The 14,212-nt window shown below is 71.5% G+C and carries 12 protein-coding genes and 1 other RNA gene; 5 read left to right on the top strand and 8 right to left on the bottom strand.

The window, feature by feature from the left end; genetic code table 11:
* Positions 1–15 precede the first annotated feature (15 nt).
* Both H4F70_RS13950 and rnpB read left to right on the top strand, forming a co-directional pair.
* On the top strand, positions 16–1,131 hold the full coding sequence (locus H4F70_RS13950) for a bifunctional RNase H/acid phosphatase (RefSeq protein WP_182357602.1): 1,116 nt from the start codon (positions 16–18) through the stop codon (positions 1,129–1,131).
* A 51-nt stretch (positions 1,132–1,182) separates the two neighbouring features.
* Positions 1,183–1,630: RNase P RNA component class A (rnpB, locus tag H4F70_RS13945), an RNA gene on the top strand.
* A 50-nt stretch (positions 1,631–1,680) separates the two neighbouring features.
* On the opposite strand, the gene H4F70_RS20215 is transcribed toward rnpB, so the two are convergent.
* Positions 1,681–1,800 carry a type II toxin-antitoxin system PemK/MazF family toxin gene (locus H4F70_RS20215; RefSeq protein WP_220471710.1) on the bottom strand — a complete coding sequence of 40 codons (120 nt, stop codon included), beginning with the start codon at positions 1,798–1,800 and terminating at the stop codon, positions 1,681–1,683.
* Positions 1,801–1,980: 180 nt separating this feature from the next.
* On the opposite strand from H4F70_RS20215, the gene H4F70_RS13940 reads away from it, so the two are divergent.
* Positions 1,981–2,163, top strand: a complete 183-nt coding sequence (locus H4F70_RS13940; RefSeq protein WP_182346906.1) for a hypothetical protein — start codon at positions 1,981–1,983, stop codon at positions 2,161–2,163.
* 28 nt (positions 2,164–2,191) lie between these two features.
* On the opposite strand, the gene H4F70_RS13935 is transcribed toward H4F70_RS13940, so the two are convergent.
* Both H4F70_RS13935 and panB read right to left on the bottom strand, forming a co-directional pair.
* Positions 2,192–2,698 carry a hypothetical protein gene (locus tag H4F70_RS13935; protein WP_235681115.1) on the bottom strand — a complete coding sequence of 169 codons (507 nt, stop codon included), beginning with the start codon at positions 2,696–2,698 and terminating at the stop codon, positions 2,192–2,194.
* Between the two features lie 115 nt (positions 2,699–2,813).
* Positions 2,814–3,662 carry a 3-methyl-2-oxobutanoate hydroxymethyltransferase gene (gene panB, locus H4F70_RS13930; protein ID WP_182357601.1) on the bottom strand — a complete coding sequence of 283 codons (849 nt, stop codon included), beginning with the start codon at positions 3,660–3,662 and terminating at the stop codon, positions 2,814–2,816.
* A gap of 188 nt (positions 3,663–3,850) precedes the next feature.
* Here panB and glnA point away from each other — a divergent pair, with 188 nt between their 5' ends.
* Both glnA and H4F70_RS13920 read left to right on the top strand, forming a co-directional pair.
* Positions 3,851–5,191, top strand: a complete 1,341-nt coding sequence (gene glnA, locus H4F70_RS13925; protein ID WP_182346908.1) for a type I glutamate--ammonia ligase — start codon at positions 3,851–3,853, stop codon at positions 5,189–5,191.
* Positions 5,188–8,256, top strand: a complete 3,069-nt coding sequence (locus tag H4F70_RS13920; RefSeq protein WP_420883133.1) for a bifunctional [glutamine synthetase] adenylyltransferase/[glutamine synthetase]-adenylyl-L-tyrosine phosphorylase — start codon at positions 5,188–5,190, stop codon at positions 8,254–8,256. The genes glnA and H4F70_RS13920 overlap by 4 nt, the downstream gene beginning before the upstream one ends.
* Before the next feature lie 27 nt (positions 8,257–8,283).
* On the opposite strand, the gene H4F70_RS13915 is transcribed toward H4F70_RS13920, so the two are convergent.
* The 5 genes from H4F70_RS13915 to H4F70_RS13895 all read right to left on the bottom strand — a co-directional run bounded on the left by H4F70_RS13915 (position 8,284) and on the right by H4F70_RS13895 (position 14,126).
* Positions 8,284–10,242: a cation:proton antiporter gene (locus tag H4F70_RS13915; protein ID WP_182357600.1), complete on the bottom strand. Its 1,959-nt coding sequence runs from the start codon at positions 10,240–10,242 to the stop codon at positions 8,284–8,286.
* 90 nt (positions 10,243–10,332) lie between these two features.
* Positions 10,333–11,265, bottom strand: a complete 933-nt coding sequence (locus tag H4F70_RS13910; RefSeq protein WP_182360420.1) for a glycine betaine ABC transporter substrate-binding protein — start codon at positions 11,263–11,265, stop codon at positions 10,333–10,335.
* 116 nt (positions 11,266–11,381) lie between these two features.
* The gene (locus H4F70_RS13905) at positions 11,382–12,188 is read right to left on the bottom strand and encodes an ABC transporter permease (RefSeq protein WP_182346911.1); all 807 of its coding nucleotides are present in this window, start codon (positions 12,186–12,188) and stop codon (positions 11,382–11,384) included.
* Positions 12,185–13,480: an ABC transporter ATP-binding protein gene (locus tag H4F70_RS13900; RefSeq protein ID WP_182357599.1), complete on the bottom strand. Its 1,296-nt coding sequence runs from the start codon at positions 13,478–13,480 to the stop codon at positions 12,185–12,187. The genes H4F70_RS13905 and H4F70_RS13900 overlap by 4 nt, the downstream gene beginning before the upstream one ends.
* Positions 13,473–14,126: an ABC transporter permease gene (locus tag H4F70_RS13895; protein WP_235681114.1), complete on the bottom strand. Its 654-nt coding sequence runs from the start codon at positions 14,124–14,126 to the stop codon at positions 13,473–13,475. Before H4F70_RS13895 ends, H4F70_RS13900 begins: the two co-directional genes overlap by 8 nt.
* Positions 14,127–14,212: the final 86 nt, after the last annotated feature.

The raw sequence follows: 14,212 nt of genomic DNA, 5'->3' as shown, positions 1-14,212 counted from the left end.
GAAGGAGCCGGTGCTGTGAAGGTGATCGTGGAGGCCGACGGCGGCTCGCGCGGCAATCCCGGCGTGGCCGGTTACGGTGCGGTCGTGCTCGACGCATCCGGATACCCGGACGAGCGCACGGTGCTGGCCGAGTGCGCCGAGGGGATAGGGCACGCCACCAACAACGTGGCCGAGTACCGCGGGCTCATCGCCGGACTCGAGGCGGCGGCGGCGCAGGGCGCGACGTCGGCGGCCGTGCACATGGACTCCAAGCTCGTCGTCGAGCAGATGTCCGGCCGGTGGAAGGTCAAGCACCCGGACATGATTCCGCTCGCCGACCGGGCACGGAAGGCGGCGGCGCGGGTCGGCGCGGTGTCCTACACGTGGATTCCGCGTGCGCAGAACGGGCACGCCGACCGGCTCGCCAACGAGGCCATGGACGGGAACAAGGAGCAGGCCGCGACGCCGGAAGGCGGTGACGGACAGGCCGCGACGTCGGCGTCGGCGCGATCCGCGCCGGGGTGGACCGGGGCCACAGGCGACCCGTGCCGGCTGGTGCTGCTCCGCCATGGGCAGACGGCCCTGTCGGTGGAGCGGCGCTACTCGGGCCGCGGAGATGCTCCGCTGACGGAGGCCGGACTGGCCCAGGCGGCCGCGGCGGCGCGGCGCATCGGGGCGCGCGGCGGCATCGACGCGGTGGTGTCGTCGCCGTTGGCGCGCGCACGGGCCACCGCCGAGGCGGCGGCCGCGTCCCTGGGCGTGCCGGTCGGGATCGACGACGACCTCATCGAAACCGACTTCGGCGAGTGGGAGGGCCTGACTTTCCGTGAGGCGGCGCAGCAGTACCCGGAGCTGCACGCGCGGTGGCTGGGCGACCCCACGGTGGCACCGCCGAACGGGGAGAGCTTCACGCAGGTGGCAGGCAGGGTGGCGCGGGCGCGCGCACGCGTCGCCGCGGAACACCCGGGCGCGACGGTGTTGCTCGTCTCGCACGTCACTCCCATCAAGCTCGTGCTGCGGGCGGCGCTCGACGTGGGATACCCGCTGCTCTACAAGCTGCACTTGGACCTGGCCTCGCTCAGCGTGGCCGAGTTCTATCCGGACGGCGGGTCGTCGGTGCGCCTGGTCAACGACACCGCCCACCTGGGGTGACCGGGCGGGCGGACGCCGCCGCGCCGCGCCACGTATTGTTGCCCGTGCGGACGAGTCGGTGGGGCGGCCGCGGCACGGGGACCGGCGCCAGTGCGTCCAGGCCCGGGTCGAGGAAAGTCCGGACTCCACAGAGCAGGGCGGTTGCCAACGGCAACCCGGGGCGACCCGCGGGACAGTGCCACAGAGAACAGACCGCCGGCGCGCACCCTTCGGGGCGCGGGCCGGTAAGGGTGAAACGGTGCGGTAAGAGCGCACCAGCGCTGCGGGTGACCGCAGCGGCTCGGTAAACCCCGCCCGGAGCAAGGCCGAAGGCCGCACCGGATCCACTGCGGATCGGGTGCGGCTGCGCAGGTGATCGAGGGCTGCTCGCCCGAGCCTGCGGGTTGGCTGCTCGAGGCACCCGGCGACGGTGTGTCCAGATGGATGGTCGCCGCCCTCGCCGCCCCGGTTCGCCGGTGCGGTGCGGGAACGAAATCCGGCTTACACACCGGCTCGTCCGCCCGATCCCGCGCACGCCCCCGGTCGGCGCGCGGTGCGGGCGCTCGATTGTCAGGGCAGCGCGAGGAAGTCCCGCATCCAGCCGTCCACCGCACGCATGGTCGCGGCGTCGACAGTTCCGATGGTGCCGGCCAGGTGCTCGCGGGCCACGGTGCGCGGCTGCTCGGTCATCGTGAACGTCGGTTTCGCCAGGGCGAGGCGTGGGCGACGTCGAGCAAGTGCTTTCGGTCGATTCGGGTCCGTGGGCGTGCGAAGAATGCTTGGTCGTGGCGGCGACACGGCGGCCGCCCGCCCGCGTGCGGCACGGAAGATCGCGCGGCGCGGCATCGGAGACTGCGGCACACTGGGCCCATGAGCGACGAAGAGTGGTACTTCAGCCTGGACGATCACACCGTGCACCGTGGCAAGGACTCCCGCGCCCTGAACCGCATGGGCCCGTACCCGGACGAGGCCACCGCGCGCCAGGCCCTGGACATCGCGAAGGCGCGCAACGCGCAGGCCGACGCCGCCGACGACACGTGGGAGAACGGCTGAGCGTCCCGCGCCCCACTGGGACCGCGGCCTAGAACCCCACGAGTGCGGAGGCGACGTCCGGCACCTCGAGGGCGCTGGTCACCCCGTCGCGCACGTCGGGGCAGCTGACTGTGAGCGTCTGGTCGATCTTCTCGCGGTGCTGGGCCAGGTCGACCAGGTTCACGCCGTTCTGCGCCGCCCAGGTGACGACCACGCCGTTGAGCGTCACCTTGCCGGGGGTGATGGTGTACGTGCGCATCGACTGCAGCTGATCGCCGAGGCTGCTGCACAGCGCGTCGGCCGCGGCGGGGGTGATGCCGGCGGGGAGCCCTCCCGCCGCCTCGGCCGAACCCGTGTCGGGCGCGGCGGGGGAAGCCGTGACGGAGGTGTCCGCGGCGTTCTTGGTGGCGGAGTCGGACTGCCCCGCCGCCGAGCACCCGGCCAGGACGGCGGCCGCGGCGGTGACGGCGGCGGCCGCGGGCAGCGCACGGCGCAACGCCGGGGGCCGGGCCGCGGTGCGGAGGGCGGCGCGTCGCCGGGCGGTGTCGGGGCTCATGCTCACGTTCCTTCGTCGTCGGCGGCGTGCGCCGGGGGCGGGTGCCTGGCCGAGGATACGGAAACCCCGGTGCCCGCGCCCGGGACGGGGCGCGGGCACCGGGGCGCCGTCCCGGTCAGAACGAGTGCTCGGCGGCGGGGAACGATCCGTCCTCCACCGCGGCCGCATAGGCGCCGGCGGCGTCGCGCAACGCCGTGCCGACCTCGCCGAAGCGGCGCACGAACGTGGCGGTCTTCCCGGAGGTGTAGCCGGCCATGTCCTGCCACACCAGCACCTGCCCGTCGCACTGTGCGCCGGCGCCGATGCCCACGGTGGGGATGGACAGTGCGGCGGTGACCTCGGCGGCGACGTCGGCGGGCACCATCTCCATGACCACGGAGAACGCGCCGGCGTCCTGGACTGCGCGTGCGTCGTCGAGGAGTTGCTGCGCGGCCTCGCCGCGGCCCTGCACGCGGAACCCGCCGAGCCCGTTGACGCTCTGCGGGGTGAAGCCGATGTGCGCCATCACGGGGATTCCGGCCTGCGACAGGGCGGTGATCTGCGAGGCGACGCGTACACCGCCCTCGAGCTTGACCGCGTGCGCCAGGCCCTCCTTGCAGAAGCGGGCCGCGGTGGCCAGGGCCTGCGCGTCGGACGCCTCGTAGCCGCCGAAGGGCAGGTCGGCGACGATGAGCGCGTGCGGGGCACCGCGCACGACGCCGCGCACCAGCGGGATCAGCTCGTCGGAGTCGATCGGCAGGGTGGTGTCGTAGCCGTAGACGACGTTGGCGGCCGAGTCGCCGACGAGCAGCACCGGGATGCCGGCGTCGTCGAAGATGCGTGCGGTGGAGTGGTCGTAGGCGGTGAGCATGCCCCACCTTTTGCCCTCCTGCTTCCATTTCTGCAGGTGGTGGGTGCGGATGACGGGCCTGCGGGCAGGTCGGCCGCCCGCGGGCGCGGCGCCGTACGGAGATGTGTCGGTCATCGTTGATCCTCTTCTCAGCCTCGAGGCCCTGCTGCAGGGTCCCCGGGTTCCTAAGGTGGTGACGCACGAGAGTCTGCCACCGACGCCGCCCGGCATCCATGCGTCGGTGACCCATCTCACCTGGTGCGCCCGTGCGGCCCGGGGACGTTCGCGCGCACCGTCCGCGGCGAGTGCATAGGGTCGTGCCTATGGATCGTCAGATGGAATTCGTGCTGCGCACGCTCGAGGAGCGGGACATCCGGTTCGTCCGGCTGTGGTTCACCGACGTCCTCGGCTACCTCAAGTCGGTGGCCATCGCCCCGGCCGAGCTGGAAGGCGCGTTCACCGAGGGGATCGGCTTCGACGGTTCCGCGGTGGAGGGCTTCTCCCGGGTGTCCGAGGCGGACATGGTCGCCATGCCGGATCCGTCGACGTTCCAGGTGCTGCCGTGGGTCTCGGACGACGGCCGCCAGCCCACCGCGCGCATGTTCTGCGACATCCTCATGCCCGGCGGGTCGCCGTCGTGGTCGGACCCGCGGCACGTGCTGCGCCGCCAACTGGGCAAGGCGGGCGACGCGGGCTTCACCTGCTACGTGCACCCGGAGATCGAGTTCTTCCTGTTGGAGGCCGGGCTGGACGCCTCCGGGCGCCCCACGCCTGCGGATCAGGGCGGGTACTTCGATCAGGCCGTGCACAACCAGGCGCCCAACTTCCGCCGGCACACCATCGACGCGCTCGAATCGATGGGGATCTCCGTCGAGTTCAGCCACCACGAGGCGGCGCCGGGCCAGCAGGAGATCGACCTGCGCTACGCGGACGCGCTGTCCATGGCGGACAACGTCATGACGTTCCGCTACCTGGTCAAGCAGGTGGCGTTGCAGGAGGGCGTGCGGGCCACGTTCATGCCCAAACCGTTCAGCGAGTACGCGGGCTCGGCCATGCACACCCACATGAGCCTGTTCGAGGGCGAGAACAACGCGTTCCACGACGATGACGATCCGATGCAGCTGTCGGCCACGGCGCGGTCGTTCGTCGCCGGGATCATCGAGCACGCCCACGAGATCAGCGCGGTCACCAACCAGTGGGTGAACTCTTACAAGCGGCTCATCCACGGCGGCGAGGCGCCCACCGCGGCGTCGTGGGGGCGGGCGAACCGCTCGGCGCTGGTGCGTCTGCCGCTGTACACACCGAACAAGTCGTCGTCGCGCCGCGTGGAGGTGCGCAACCCGGACTCGGCCTGCAACCCGTACCTCACGTTCGCGGTGCTCATCGCCGCCGGACTCAAGGGCATCGAGGGCGGATACGAGCTGCCCCCGGAGGCGGAGGACGACGTGTGGGCGCTCACGCCCGGCGAACGCCGCGCGATGGGGTACCGGGAGCTGCCGACGAGTCTGGGGGACGCGCTGAAGGCGATGGAGCGTTCCGAGCTGGTGGCCGAGGCGCTGGGTGAGCACGTCTTCGACTTCTTCCTGCGCAACAAGCGGCAGGAGTGGGCCGACTACCGCGGGCAGGTCACGCAGTTCGAGATCGCCAACTACCTGGGGTTGTGACGGTGCCCGCGCGCACCACCAGGGGGCGGATCCCCTCGACGGGCAGGCTGGGGCTGGTCGAGGCGCACGCGGCCGAGGACCTCGCAGCACTGGGCTGGACGGGCGCGGACGACGTCGCGGTGCTGTGGGCGCTCTCGCGCGCCCCGGACGCGGGGCTGGCGTTGCGCACCCTCGTGCGCATCAAGGAGGCGCTCGACGCGCCCGACCCGGCCCGGGGCGGCGCCGTGCCCGCCGAGTCCGACGCCGGCGGCTGGGACGCGCTGGACGAGGCGCTGCACTCGGACAGCCGCCTGCGAGCCCGGCTGCTGTCGGTGATCGGCTCGTCCACCGCGCTGGGGGACCACCTGGCGCACTTTCCGGGCTCGTGGCGGCGCCTGGCGTCGGCCCCGGACCTGCCTGTGCGCGACGAGATCCGGGCGGACCTGCTCGCCGCAGTCGATGCCGTGCCAGAGGGGGCGCACGGACTGCATCGGTCCGCCGTCACCGGGCCGGAGGCCGTGCTGGCGCTGCGCACCCGCTACCGGGACCACCTGCTGCTGCTCGCAGCAGTGGACCTCGCCCCGACGATCGAGAACGAGCCGGGCCTGGAGTTCCGGGCCGTCGGCAGGCATCTGTCCGACCTGGCCGACGCCGCGCTCGCGGCCGCCCTCGCCGTCGCGGTGGCGACGGTGTGCCGCGAAGAGACGGTGGAAGCGCGGTTGGCGGTGGTGGCGCTGGGCAAGTGCGGCGCCCGCGAGCTCAACTACGTCAGCGACGTGGACGTGGTCTTCGTCGCCGAGCCGGCCGACGCGCTCACGGCGCGTCTTGCCGGCGAGATGATCCGCATCGGTTCCAGTGCGTTCTTCGAGGTCGACGCCGGGCTGCGGCCCGAAGGCAAGCAGGGCGCGCTGGTGCGCACCCTTGATTCGCACCTGGCCTACTACCGCCGCTGGGCGAAGACCTGGGAGTTCCAGGCGCTGCTCAAGGCGCGGCCGGCGGCCGGAGACCTGGAGCTGGGGCGCGAGTACGCCGCGGCGGTGGGGCCGATGGTGTGGACGGCGTCGCAGCGCGAGGACTTCGTGCCCGAGGTGCGGGCGATGCGCCGCCGGGTGGAGGAGCTGGTGCCGGCCGACGTCCGCGAGCGTGAGATCAAGCTGGGCACGGGGAGCCTGCGCGACGTGGAGTTCGCCGTGCAGCTGCTGCAGATGGTGCACGGGCGCGCGGACGAGACGCTGCACTCCAAGTCGACGCTCAACGCGCTGGCGCAGCTGTCGGCCGGCGGTTACGTGGGCCGGGGCGACGCCGCCCAGCTCATCGAGTCCTACGTGTTCCTGCGGCTGCTGGAGCACCGCCTGCAGCTGCAGCGCCTGCAGCGTACGCACATGCTGCCCCCGCCCGGCGACACCGAGGCGCTGCGCTGGCTGGCGCGCGCCGCGCACGTGCGCTCGGAGGCCCGGCGCGGCGTCGTGGACGAGCTGCAGCGTCAGATCCGGCGGCACTCGCAGCACATCCGCCGACTGCACGCCAAGCTGTTCTACCGCCCGCTGCTCGAGTCGGTCACGCAGATCGATTCGGAGGCGCTGCGGCTGAGCCCGGAGGCGGCGGAACGTCAGCTGGCCGCGCTCGGCTACCGGGCGCCGCGCAACGCCCTGGGGCACCTGACGGCCCTGACCAAGGGCGCCACCCGCAAGGGGCGCATCCAGTCGCTCATGCTGCCGACCCTGCTCGAATGGCTGGGCGAGACGCCCGATCCGGACGCGGGCCTGCTGGCCTACCGCACCTTGTCCGAAGCGATGACCGACCATCCGTGGTTCCTGCGGACGCTGCGCGACGAGGGAGCGCTGGCCAAGCGCCTCATGCTGGTGCTCGGGTCGTCGCGCTACATCCCGGACCTGCTGTTGCGCGCGCCCGACGTGGTGCACATGTACGCGGACGGGGCGTCCGGACCTAAGCTGCTCGCCGTCGACTACACCGTGGTGGCGCAAGGGCTCACCCGGTCGGCGGCGCGTCACCGGTCCCCGGAGCGGGCCATCGCGGCGGCGCGGTCGCTGCGGCGTGCCGAGCTGGCCCGGGTGGCGTCGGCCGACGTGCTGGGCATGCTCGAGGTGCGGCAGGTGTGCCGCGCGCTGTCGTCGGTATGGGTGTCGGTGCTCGGGGCCGCGCTGTATGCGGTGAGCCGTGCGGACGCCGCCGAGTCGGGGCGCCCCGCGCCCGCCCGGATCGCCGTGATCGGCATGGGCCGGCTGGGCGGCGGAGAACTCGGCTACGGCTCCGATGCCGACGTGCTGTTCGTCTGCGAACCGGTGCCCGGAGAGCCCGGAACGCCCGCGCCGTCGGACGCCGAAGCGGTCCGGTGGGCGTCGGGGATCGCCGACAGGGTGCGCTCGCTGCTGGGCCGCGCCAGTGTCGACCCGCCGCTGGAAGTGGACGCGGACCTGCGGCCGGAGGGGCGCAGCGGGCCGCTTGTGCGGACGCTCGCGTCGTACCAGGCCTACTACCGCAAGTGGGCTGAGCCGTGGGAGGTGCAGGCGCTGCTGCGCGCGACCACCGTCGCCGGAGATTCCGACCTGGGGCTGCGATTCCTGCACATGATCGACGAGTTCCGCTATCCGCCGGGCGGCATCGATGCGGGCACGGTGCTGCAGATCCGGCGCATGAAGGCCCGGGTGGATTCCGAGCGGCTGCCCCGCGGCGCCGACCCGGCCACCCACACCAAACTCGGACGCGGCGGTCTCGCCGACATCGAGTGGACCGTCCAATTGCTGCAGCTCAAGCATGCGCACGAGAATCCGGAGCTGCGCGGCACGTCGACACTCGAGACCCTCGAGGCCATCGAGCGGATCGGGCTGCTGGAGGCGGACGACGTGCGCATGCTCACCGAGTCGTGGCTGCTGGCCACCCGGGCGCGCAACGCCATCGTGCTGGCCCGCGGCAAGGCGGGCGACCAGATTCCGGGCACCGGCGACCAGCTCGCCGCCGTCGCGTACGCGGCCGGGTGGCGCGGTGACGACGCGGGCGAGTTCCTGGACCACTATCTGCGGGTGACCCGCCGGGCCCGGGCGGTGGTGGAGCGGGTCTTCGGCTGAGCTTCCGGCTCCGGAACCGCCGCCGGGTCAGGCGTCGACGGCCGGCGCCTGGGCGGATGGTCGCCGCGCGGCGCCGGCGTCCTCGGTCACCGGCACCATTGCGATCAGCGTGCCCTCCGCCGACGGCAGTTTGGTCGTCTCGTGGGCGACGGAGGTGACGCCGCCGCGCTGCACGAACAGGATCACCGCGTCGTCGCCGTACTGCCGACGGAAGTCGGCCAGCGTGTACTTGCTGCTCAGCGCGGTCTTCTTGACGGCCATGCCGGCCATCATCCGGCGGTCGAGCTCGGCGCGCGACAGCGGCGGGACGAAGGCGTAGCGGGCGCTGAGGTGCCCGGCGGTGTCGCGCCGGGTGCTGCCGGTGCCCGTCGACTTCGCCCCCCTGTGCAGCTGGAAGGTGTTGGCGCGGCCGAAGATGTGGGAGAACTCGCGGGCGGCGGTGGCGTTGGTCTCGTCCTCGGGCGTGCACGCGATGAAGTAGCCGATCCCGGACAGGTCCATGTCCTTCACCGCGTATTCGGACAGGATGTTCGCGGTGATCGTGGGCAGCCCGGCCATGCGGGCGCCGGAGAGCGTCACGTAGTTGCGCGCCACCACCAGTACGGGGATGCCCGAGTCCTGCAGCAGCTTGGCGGCGTCCACCACCCAGCGGTTGACGCCGACGAACACCACGCCCTGCGGGTTCGCGGAGGCGAGGCCCAGTCGCTCGGCGAGCCTGCCGACGCTCAGTCCATAGATGGCCACGGTGCACACGATGAGGACGAAGACCAGCGGCACCATCTCCGCGGCCTGCCCCGCGAGACGCTGCAGATCGGCGGCCTGGGCGACGAGGGCCTGCTTGTCGTCTCCGGTGGCGGCGTCGGCCTTCGCCGAGAGCGCGTCCGCCGACTGCGTGAGCCCGAGGGCGAAGATGCTCGTCACCGCGGCGGCGACGACGCCGCGCGGCGCCATGCAGGCCAGCAGTATCCGCTCGTTCCGGGTGACCTTGGTGCGCAGCAGGCCGAGGGCGATGCTCACCGGGCGTACGACGAGCACCAGGGCGGCGATGAAGATCAGCGCCTTGGGCGCGACGTCGATGATCTGCTGGGGGCTGATGCGCCCCGCGAGCACGATGAACAGTGCGCCGACGAACAGGATCTGCAGGTGCTCTTTGAACTCGGCCACGTGCTCGAGGTGCAGCTCCGGCCGGTTGCCCAGGTAGATGCCGAGGATCGTCACCGTGAGCAGGCCCGACTCCGGCTGCAGAGCGTTGGACGCGACGAGCGCCGTGATCGCCGCGGCCAGGAAGAACACGCCGTGCAGGAAGTCGGGCACGGCCCGGCGCCGCATGACGAACTCGATGGCCACGCCCATGAGCAGGGCGATGCCGAACGCGATGAGCAGCGTCTTGCCCAGCGCGATGAGCACGGCGGAGGCGGCCTGCCCGCCCTCGCCGCTGACGATCCCCTGGAACACCAGCAGCGCCAGGACCGCGCCGATCGGGTCGACGACGATGCCCTCCCACCGCAGCAGCGACGACACGCGCCGGGTAGGGCGCAGTGATCGCAGGATCGGCGCGATCACGGTGGGGCCGGTGACCACGAGGATCGCCCCCACCAGCAGCGCCACCTTGATGTCGAAGCCGATCAGCCAGGCGGCGAGCGTGATGAGGGACCAGGCCACGAGGACGGTCACCGAACACAGGCGCCACACGGGACGGCCGAGGTCCTGGACGTGTTTGAGGCGCAGCGACATGCTGCCCTCGAACAGGATGATGCCGACGGTGAGGCTGATCCCGTCGAAGAGCAGGTCGCGTCCCAGCACCTCTTCGGCGGAGACGATCTGTCCGAGACCGAAGCCCACGAGCAGCATGAGCAGGATCGACGGCATGCGGATGCGCCACGCGAACCATTGGCACACGACGCTCACGGCGACGACGAGTGTGATGTATCCGGCGGGGCCGAGACCGGCCAGCGAGTCCGTGATGCTCGCGACGAAGTCGGACATCCGGAGAAGGATTCCGTGCGCGTGGCCGATGCGCAACCCCGGTGCCGATTCCCGCGGGGCAGATCACATTCCGGGGCGGGCCGGTGCGGTTCAGCCGTCCGTGACGAAACCCTTGTCCACCAGCCACTGCCGTGCGACGTCGGCCGGTTCCTCGCCGTCGACGTCCACCTTCGCGTTGAGCGTGGAGATCTCGTCGTTGGTGATCTCCTTCATCACGGGAGCGAGGACGGTGACGATCTCCGGATGGCTTCTGTAGACCTGTTCGCGCATGGTCACGGCCGCGTTGTAGTGGGGGAAGAACTGCTTGTCGTCCTCGAGCACGTACAGGTCCAGGCCCTTGATGCGGCCGTCGGTGGTGAACACCTCGCCGAAGGTGCACTCGCCGCCGGTGGCGGTGGCCTGGTAGATGATGCCCGTCTGCAGGATCTTCTTGCCGGCGTCGTCCGGGTTGAAGCCGTACGCCGCGGCCATGCCCGGGAATCCGTCCTGGCGGCTGTTGAATTCGGTCTCGATGCAGGTGGTGATCGACCCGGGATGCGTGTTGACGAGGTTCGCGTAGTCGGACAGCGTGCGCACGCCGGTGTCCTGGACCACCTTCCGGCTCGCGGCGAGCGCGTAGGTGTTGTCCATGGGCGCGGGTGCGGCCCATACGATGCCGTTGCGCTCCAGGTCTTCCTTCTTCACCGCCTCGAACTGCTCCTGGGCGTCGGGGATGGGGTGCTGGTTGTGCAGGTAGTTGATCCAGCCGGTGCCGGTGTACTCGATGTAGAGGTCCACCTGGCCGGCCTCCATGGCGGCGCGCGCGCTGTTCGATCCCTGGATGTCCGTCAGATCCCGGATCTCGGCGCCCGCGGCGGCCAGCGCGAACTCGGCGATGTAGCCGAGGATGATGTTCTCGGTGAAGTCCTTCGACCCCACGGTGAGCTTGACGCCCTCGAGTCCGGGGTCGGTCGTGATGCTGCCCGGCCCCACCGACAGGGGCAGTGCGCCGCCGGATTGCAGCCCGCACGAGGCCAGCAGCATGGTGGTGAGCAGCGCGGCGACCAACGCGGCGGCGCGCGGGAGCGGGCCGCCGCGGGGCCGGCGGGAGGCCGGAAGGCCGGGCGCCGTCGGTGCGGGCGAGGCCGGTGCGGTGTCCATCAGCGCAGCCCCTTGGGGCCGATGAAGCGCTCGGCGAGTGCCCCGAGCCAGTCGATGAACAGGGCCAGCGCGACAGCCAGCACCGCGCCGACGTAGAGCGTGGGGTTGTCGCGCAGCTTGTAGCCGGTGTCGATGAGCACGCCCAGGCCGCCGGCGCCCACGAGGAAGCACAGGGTGGCGGTGCCTACGGCGAGGACCAGCGATGTGCGCAGGCCGGCGAGGATGAACGGCACCGCCAGCGGGAACTCGACGCGCCGTAGCACCGTCATCGGCGACATGCCCTGGCCGAGGCCGGCGTCGATCAGCGACGGGTCGACGGATTGCATGCCGAGCATGGTGTTGCGCAGCACCGGCAGCAGCGAATAGAAGGCGATGGGCAGTACGCCGATCCAGAAGCCGGTCTTGCCGGTCCACAGGAACAGCAGCACGAGCAGGCCGATGGCGGGGGAGGCCTGACCGATGTTGCCGATGCCGATGAACACCGGCGAGAGCGCCTTGTACCCCCGGCGGGTGAGCAGTATGCCCAGCGGAACGGCGAGGGCGACGACGATCGCGGTGACGACGGCGGTGATGGCGATGTGCTGGCCCAGCCGCGTGCCGAGCGATGACGCGTTGAGGGTTTCGCGCTGGGTGGCGTTGAGGTCGTTGAAGGCGAATGCCCAGACGAGGATCGCCGCGGCCCCGCCCACCGCCACCACGGGCTGTGCCAGCATGCGGATGCTGTCGCCGCGCCGCCCGGCGGCGGTGCTGTCCACCGGGTCGGCGACCTTCTCGCCGGCAGTGACGGTGTCCTGGGTGATGGTCATTCCGGTTCGCCTCCGATCACCGTCGGGGGTGTGCGAGTGCCCCCTGCGTCGCCCGCCCCGCCGTGCCCGCCGCCGTCGCCGTCAGTGTCACCGCCTGTGCCATCGTCGTCGTCGGAGTACTCCTCGCGCAGCGTGCGCACCGTCTGGATGAGCGTGTCGATGTTGATCAGGCCCTCGTACTGTCCGCGGCTGCCGGTGACGACGGTGGACGCGCTGGACGCGGCCAGCAGCGCTTCGAGGGCGTCCTGCAGCGTCGACTGGGTGCTGACGACCTCGCCGATCGGGTCTCCGATCCCGCGCAGCGTGGTCGCGGTGGCGAGGTGGCGCGCGTGGACCCAGGCCACCGGCCGATTGCGTGCATCGAGCACGAGGCCCCAGGTCCGTCGCCGTGTGCCGAGGGCGGCGCGGAGCGAGTCGGGCGCGTCGGACTCGTGGGCGGTGGGGCAGTGCTCCAGCTCGACGTCGCGCACGCGCAGCAGGGTGAGCTGCTGCAGCGAGGCACCGGACCCGATGAAGCCGGCGACGGTGTCGTCGGCCGGATTGGCGAGGATCGCCTCAGGCGTGTCGTACTGGAGGATCTTCGACTGCCCGCCCAGCACCGCGATGTGGTCGCCCAGTTTGACGGCCTCGGCGAAGTCGTGCGTGACGAAGACGATGGTCTTGCCCAGCTCGGACTGCAGCCGCAGCAGCTCGTCCTGCAGGAGCCCGCGGGTGATCGGGTCGACGGCGCCGAAGGGTTCGTCCATGAGCAGCACCGGCGGATCCGCGGCCAGCGCGCGCGCCACTCCCACGCGCTGCTGCTGCCCGCCGGAGAGCTGCCGCGGGTAGCGCCCGCGGTACGTGTCGGGTTCGAGCCCCACCAGGTCCAGCATTTCGTCGACGCGCTCGGCGATGCGCTTCTTCTTCCACCCCACCAGACCCGGCACCATGCCCACGTTCTGTGCGATGGTCATGTGCGGGAACAGCCCCGACTGCTGGATCGAGTAGCCGATGCCGCGGCGGAGCCTGTCCGGCTTGATCGACAGCGCGTCCCGGCCGGCGATCGTGATCCTTCCGGAGGTGGGTTCGATGAGCCGGTTGATCATGCGCATCGTGGTGGTCTTGCCGCACCCTGAGGGGCCGACGAACACGACGATCTCGCCGGCCGGGATGGTCATCGAGACCCGGTCGACCGCGGGGGTCTTGCTGCCGGGGTAGCGCTTGGTGACTTCATCGAGAACGATCTCGACCCCGGAGACCGTCTTGGCGGCGGTGGTCGTCGCGGCGCCCGCGCCGGAACCGTGGTCAGGCATGGAGTCCCCTCGATGTCGTGAGCTTGCCGATGACGATGTAGATGCCGTCCAGGATGAGCGCCAGGATGATGATCAGCACCGTGCCGGTGAGCGCCTGCGGCACGGCGGTGGGGCTGCCCACACGGGAGAGCCCGGAGAAGATCAGGTTGCCCAGTCCCGGGCCCTTCGCGTAGGCGGCGATGGCGAGGATGCCCATGCTCATCTGGGTGCTCACGCGCATGCCGGTGAGGATGGACGGCCACGCGAGGGGCAGTTCGATGCGTGCGAGTACATGCAGGCGGCCCATGCCGATGCCGCGGGCGGCGTCGGTGGTGCCGGGATCGATGGAGCCGAGGCCGACGATGGTGTTGCGGATGATGGGCAGCAGTGCGTAGAGGACCAGGGCGATGACGGTGGGCGGCACGCCGAGCCCCACCACGGGGATGAGGATGCCCAACAGCGCGAACGACGGGATGGTGAGCACCGCGCTCGACAGGGCGGTGGCGGCAGCCGATCCGAGCGGGCTGCGGTAGACGAGGACGCCCACGGCGACGGCGATGACCGTGGCGATCAGGACGCACTGGATGACGGCGCTGACGTGCTGGTACGAGTCGATGAGGAGTTGTTCGCGCCGTGAGGAGACGAAGTCCCATAGATCGCTGAGCACCGGGTGCGCCTTTCCTGCCGAATCCGACCCCTCCGCTGACATCGGCCCCCGGTCGCGAGTCGCCGACCGGCCGTCCACCCGTCACT

It is taken from the genome of Tomitella gaofuii (genome assembly GCF_014126825.1).
GTDB lineage: Bacteria > Actinomycetota > Actinomycetes > Mycobacteriales > Mycobacteriaceae > Tomitella > Tomitella gaofuii.
The sequence above is the reverse complement of the archived record's forward strand: the minus strand, read 5'-3'. Positions and strand labels throughout refer to the sequence as shown.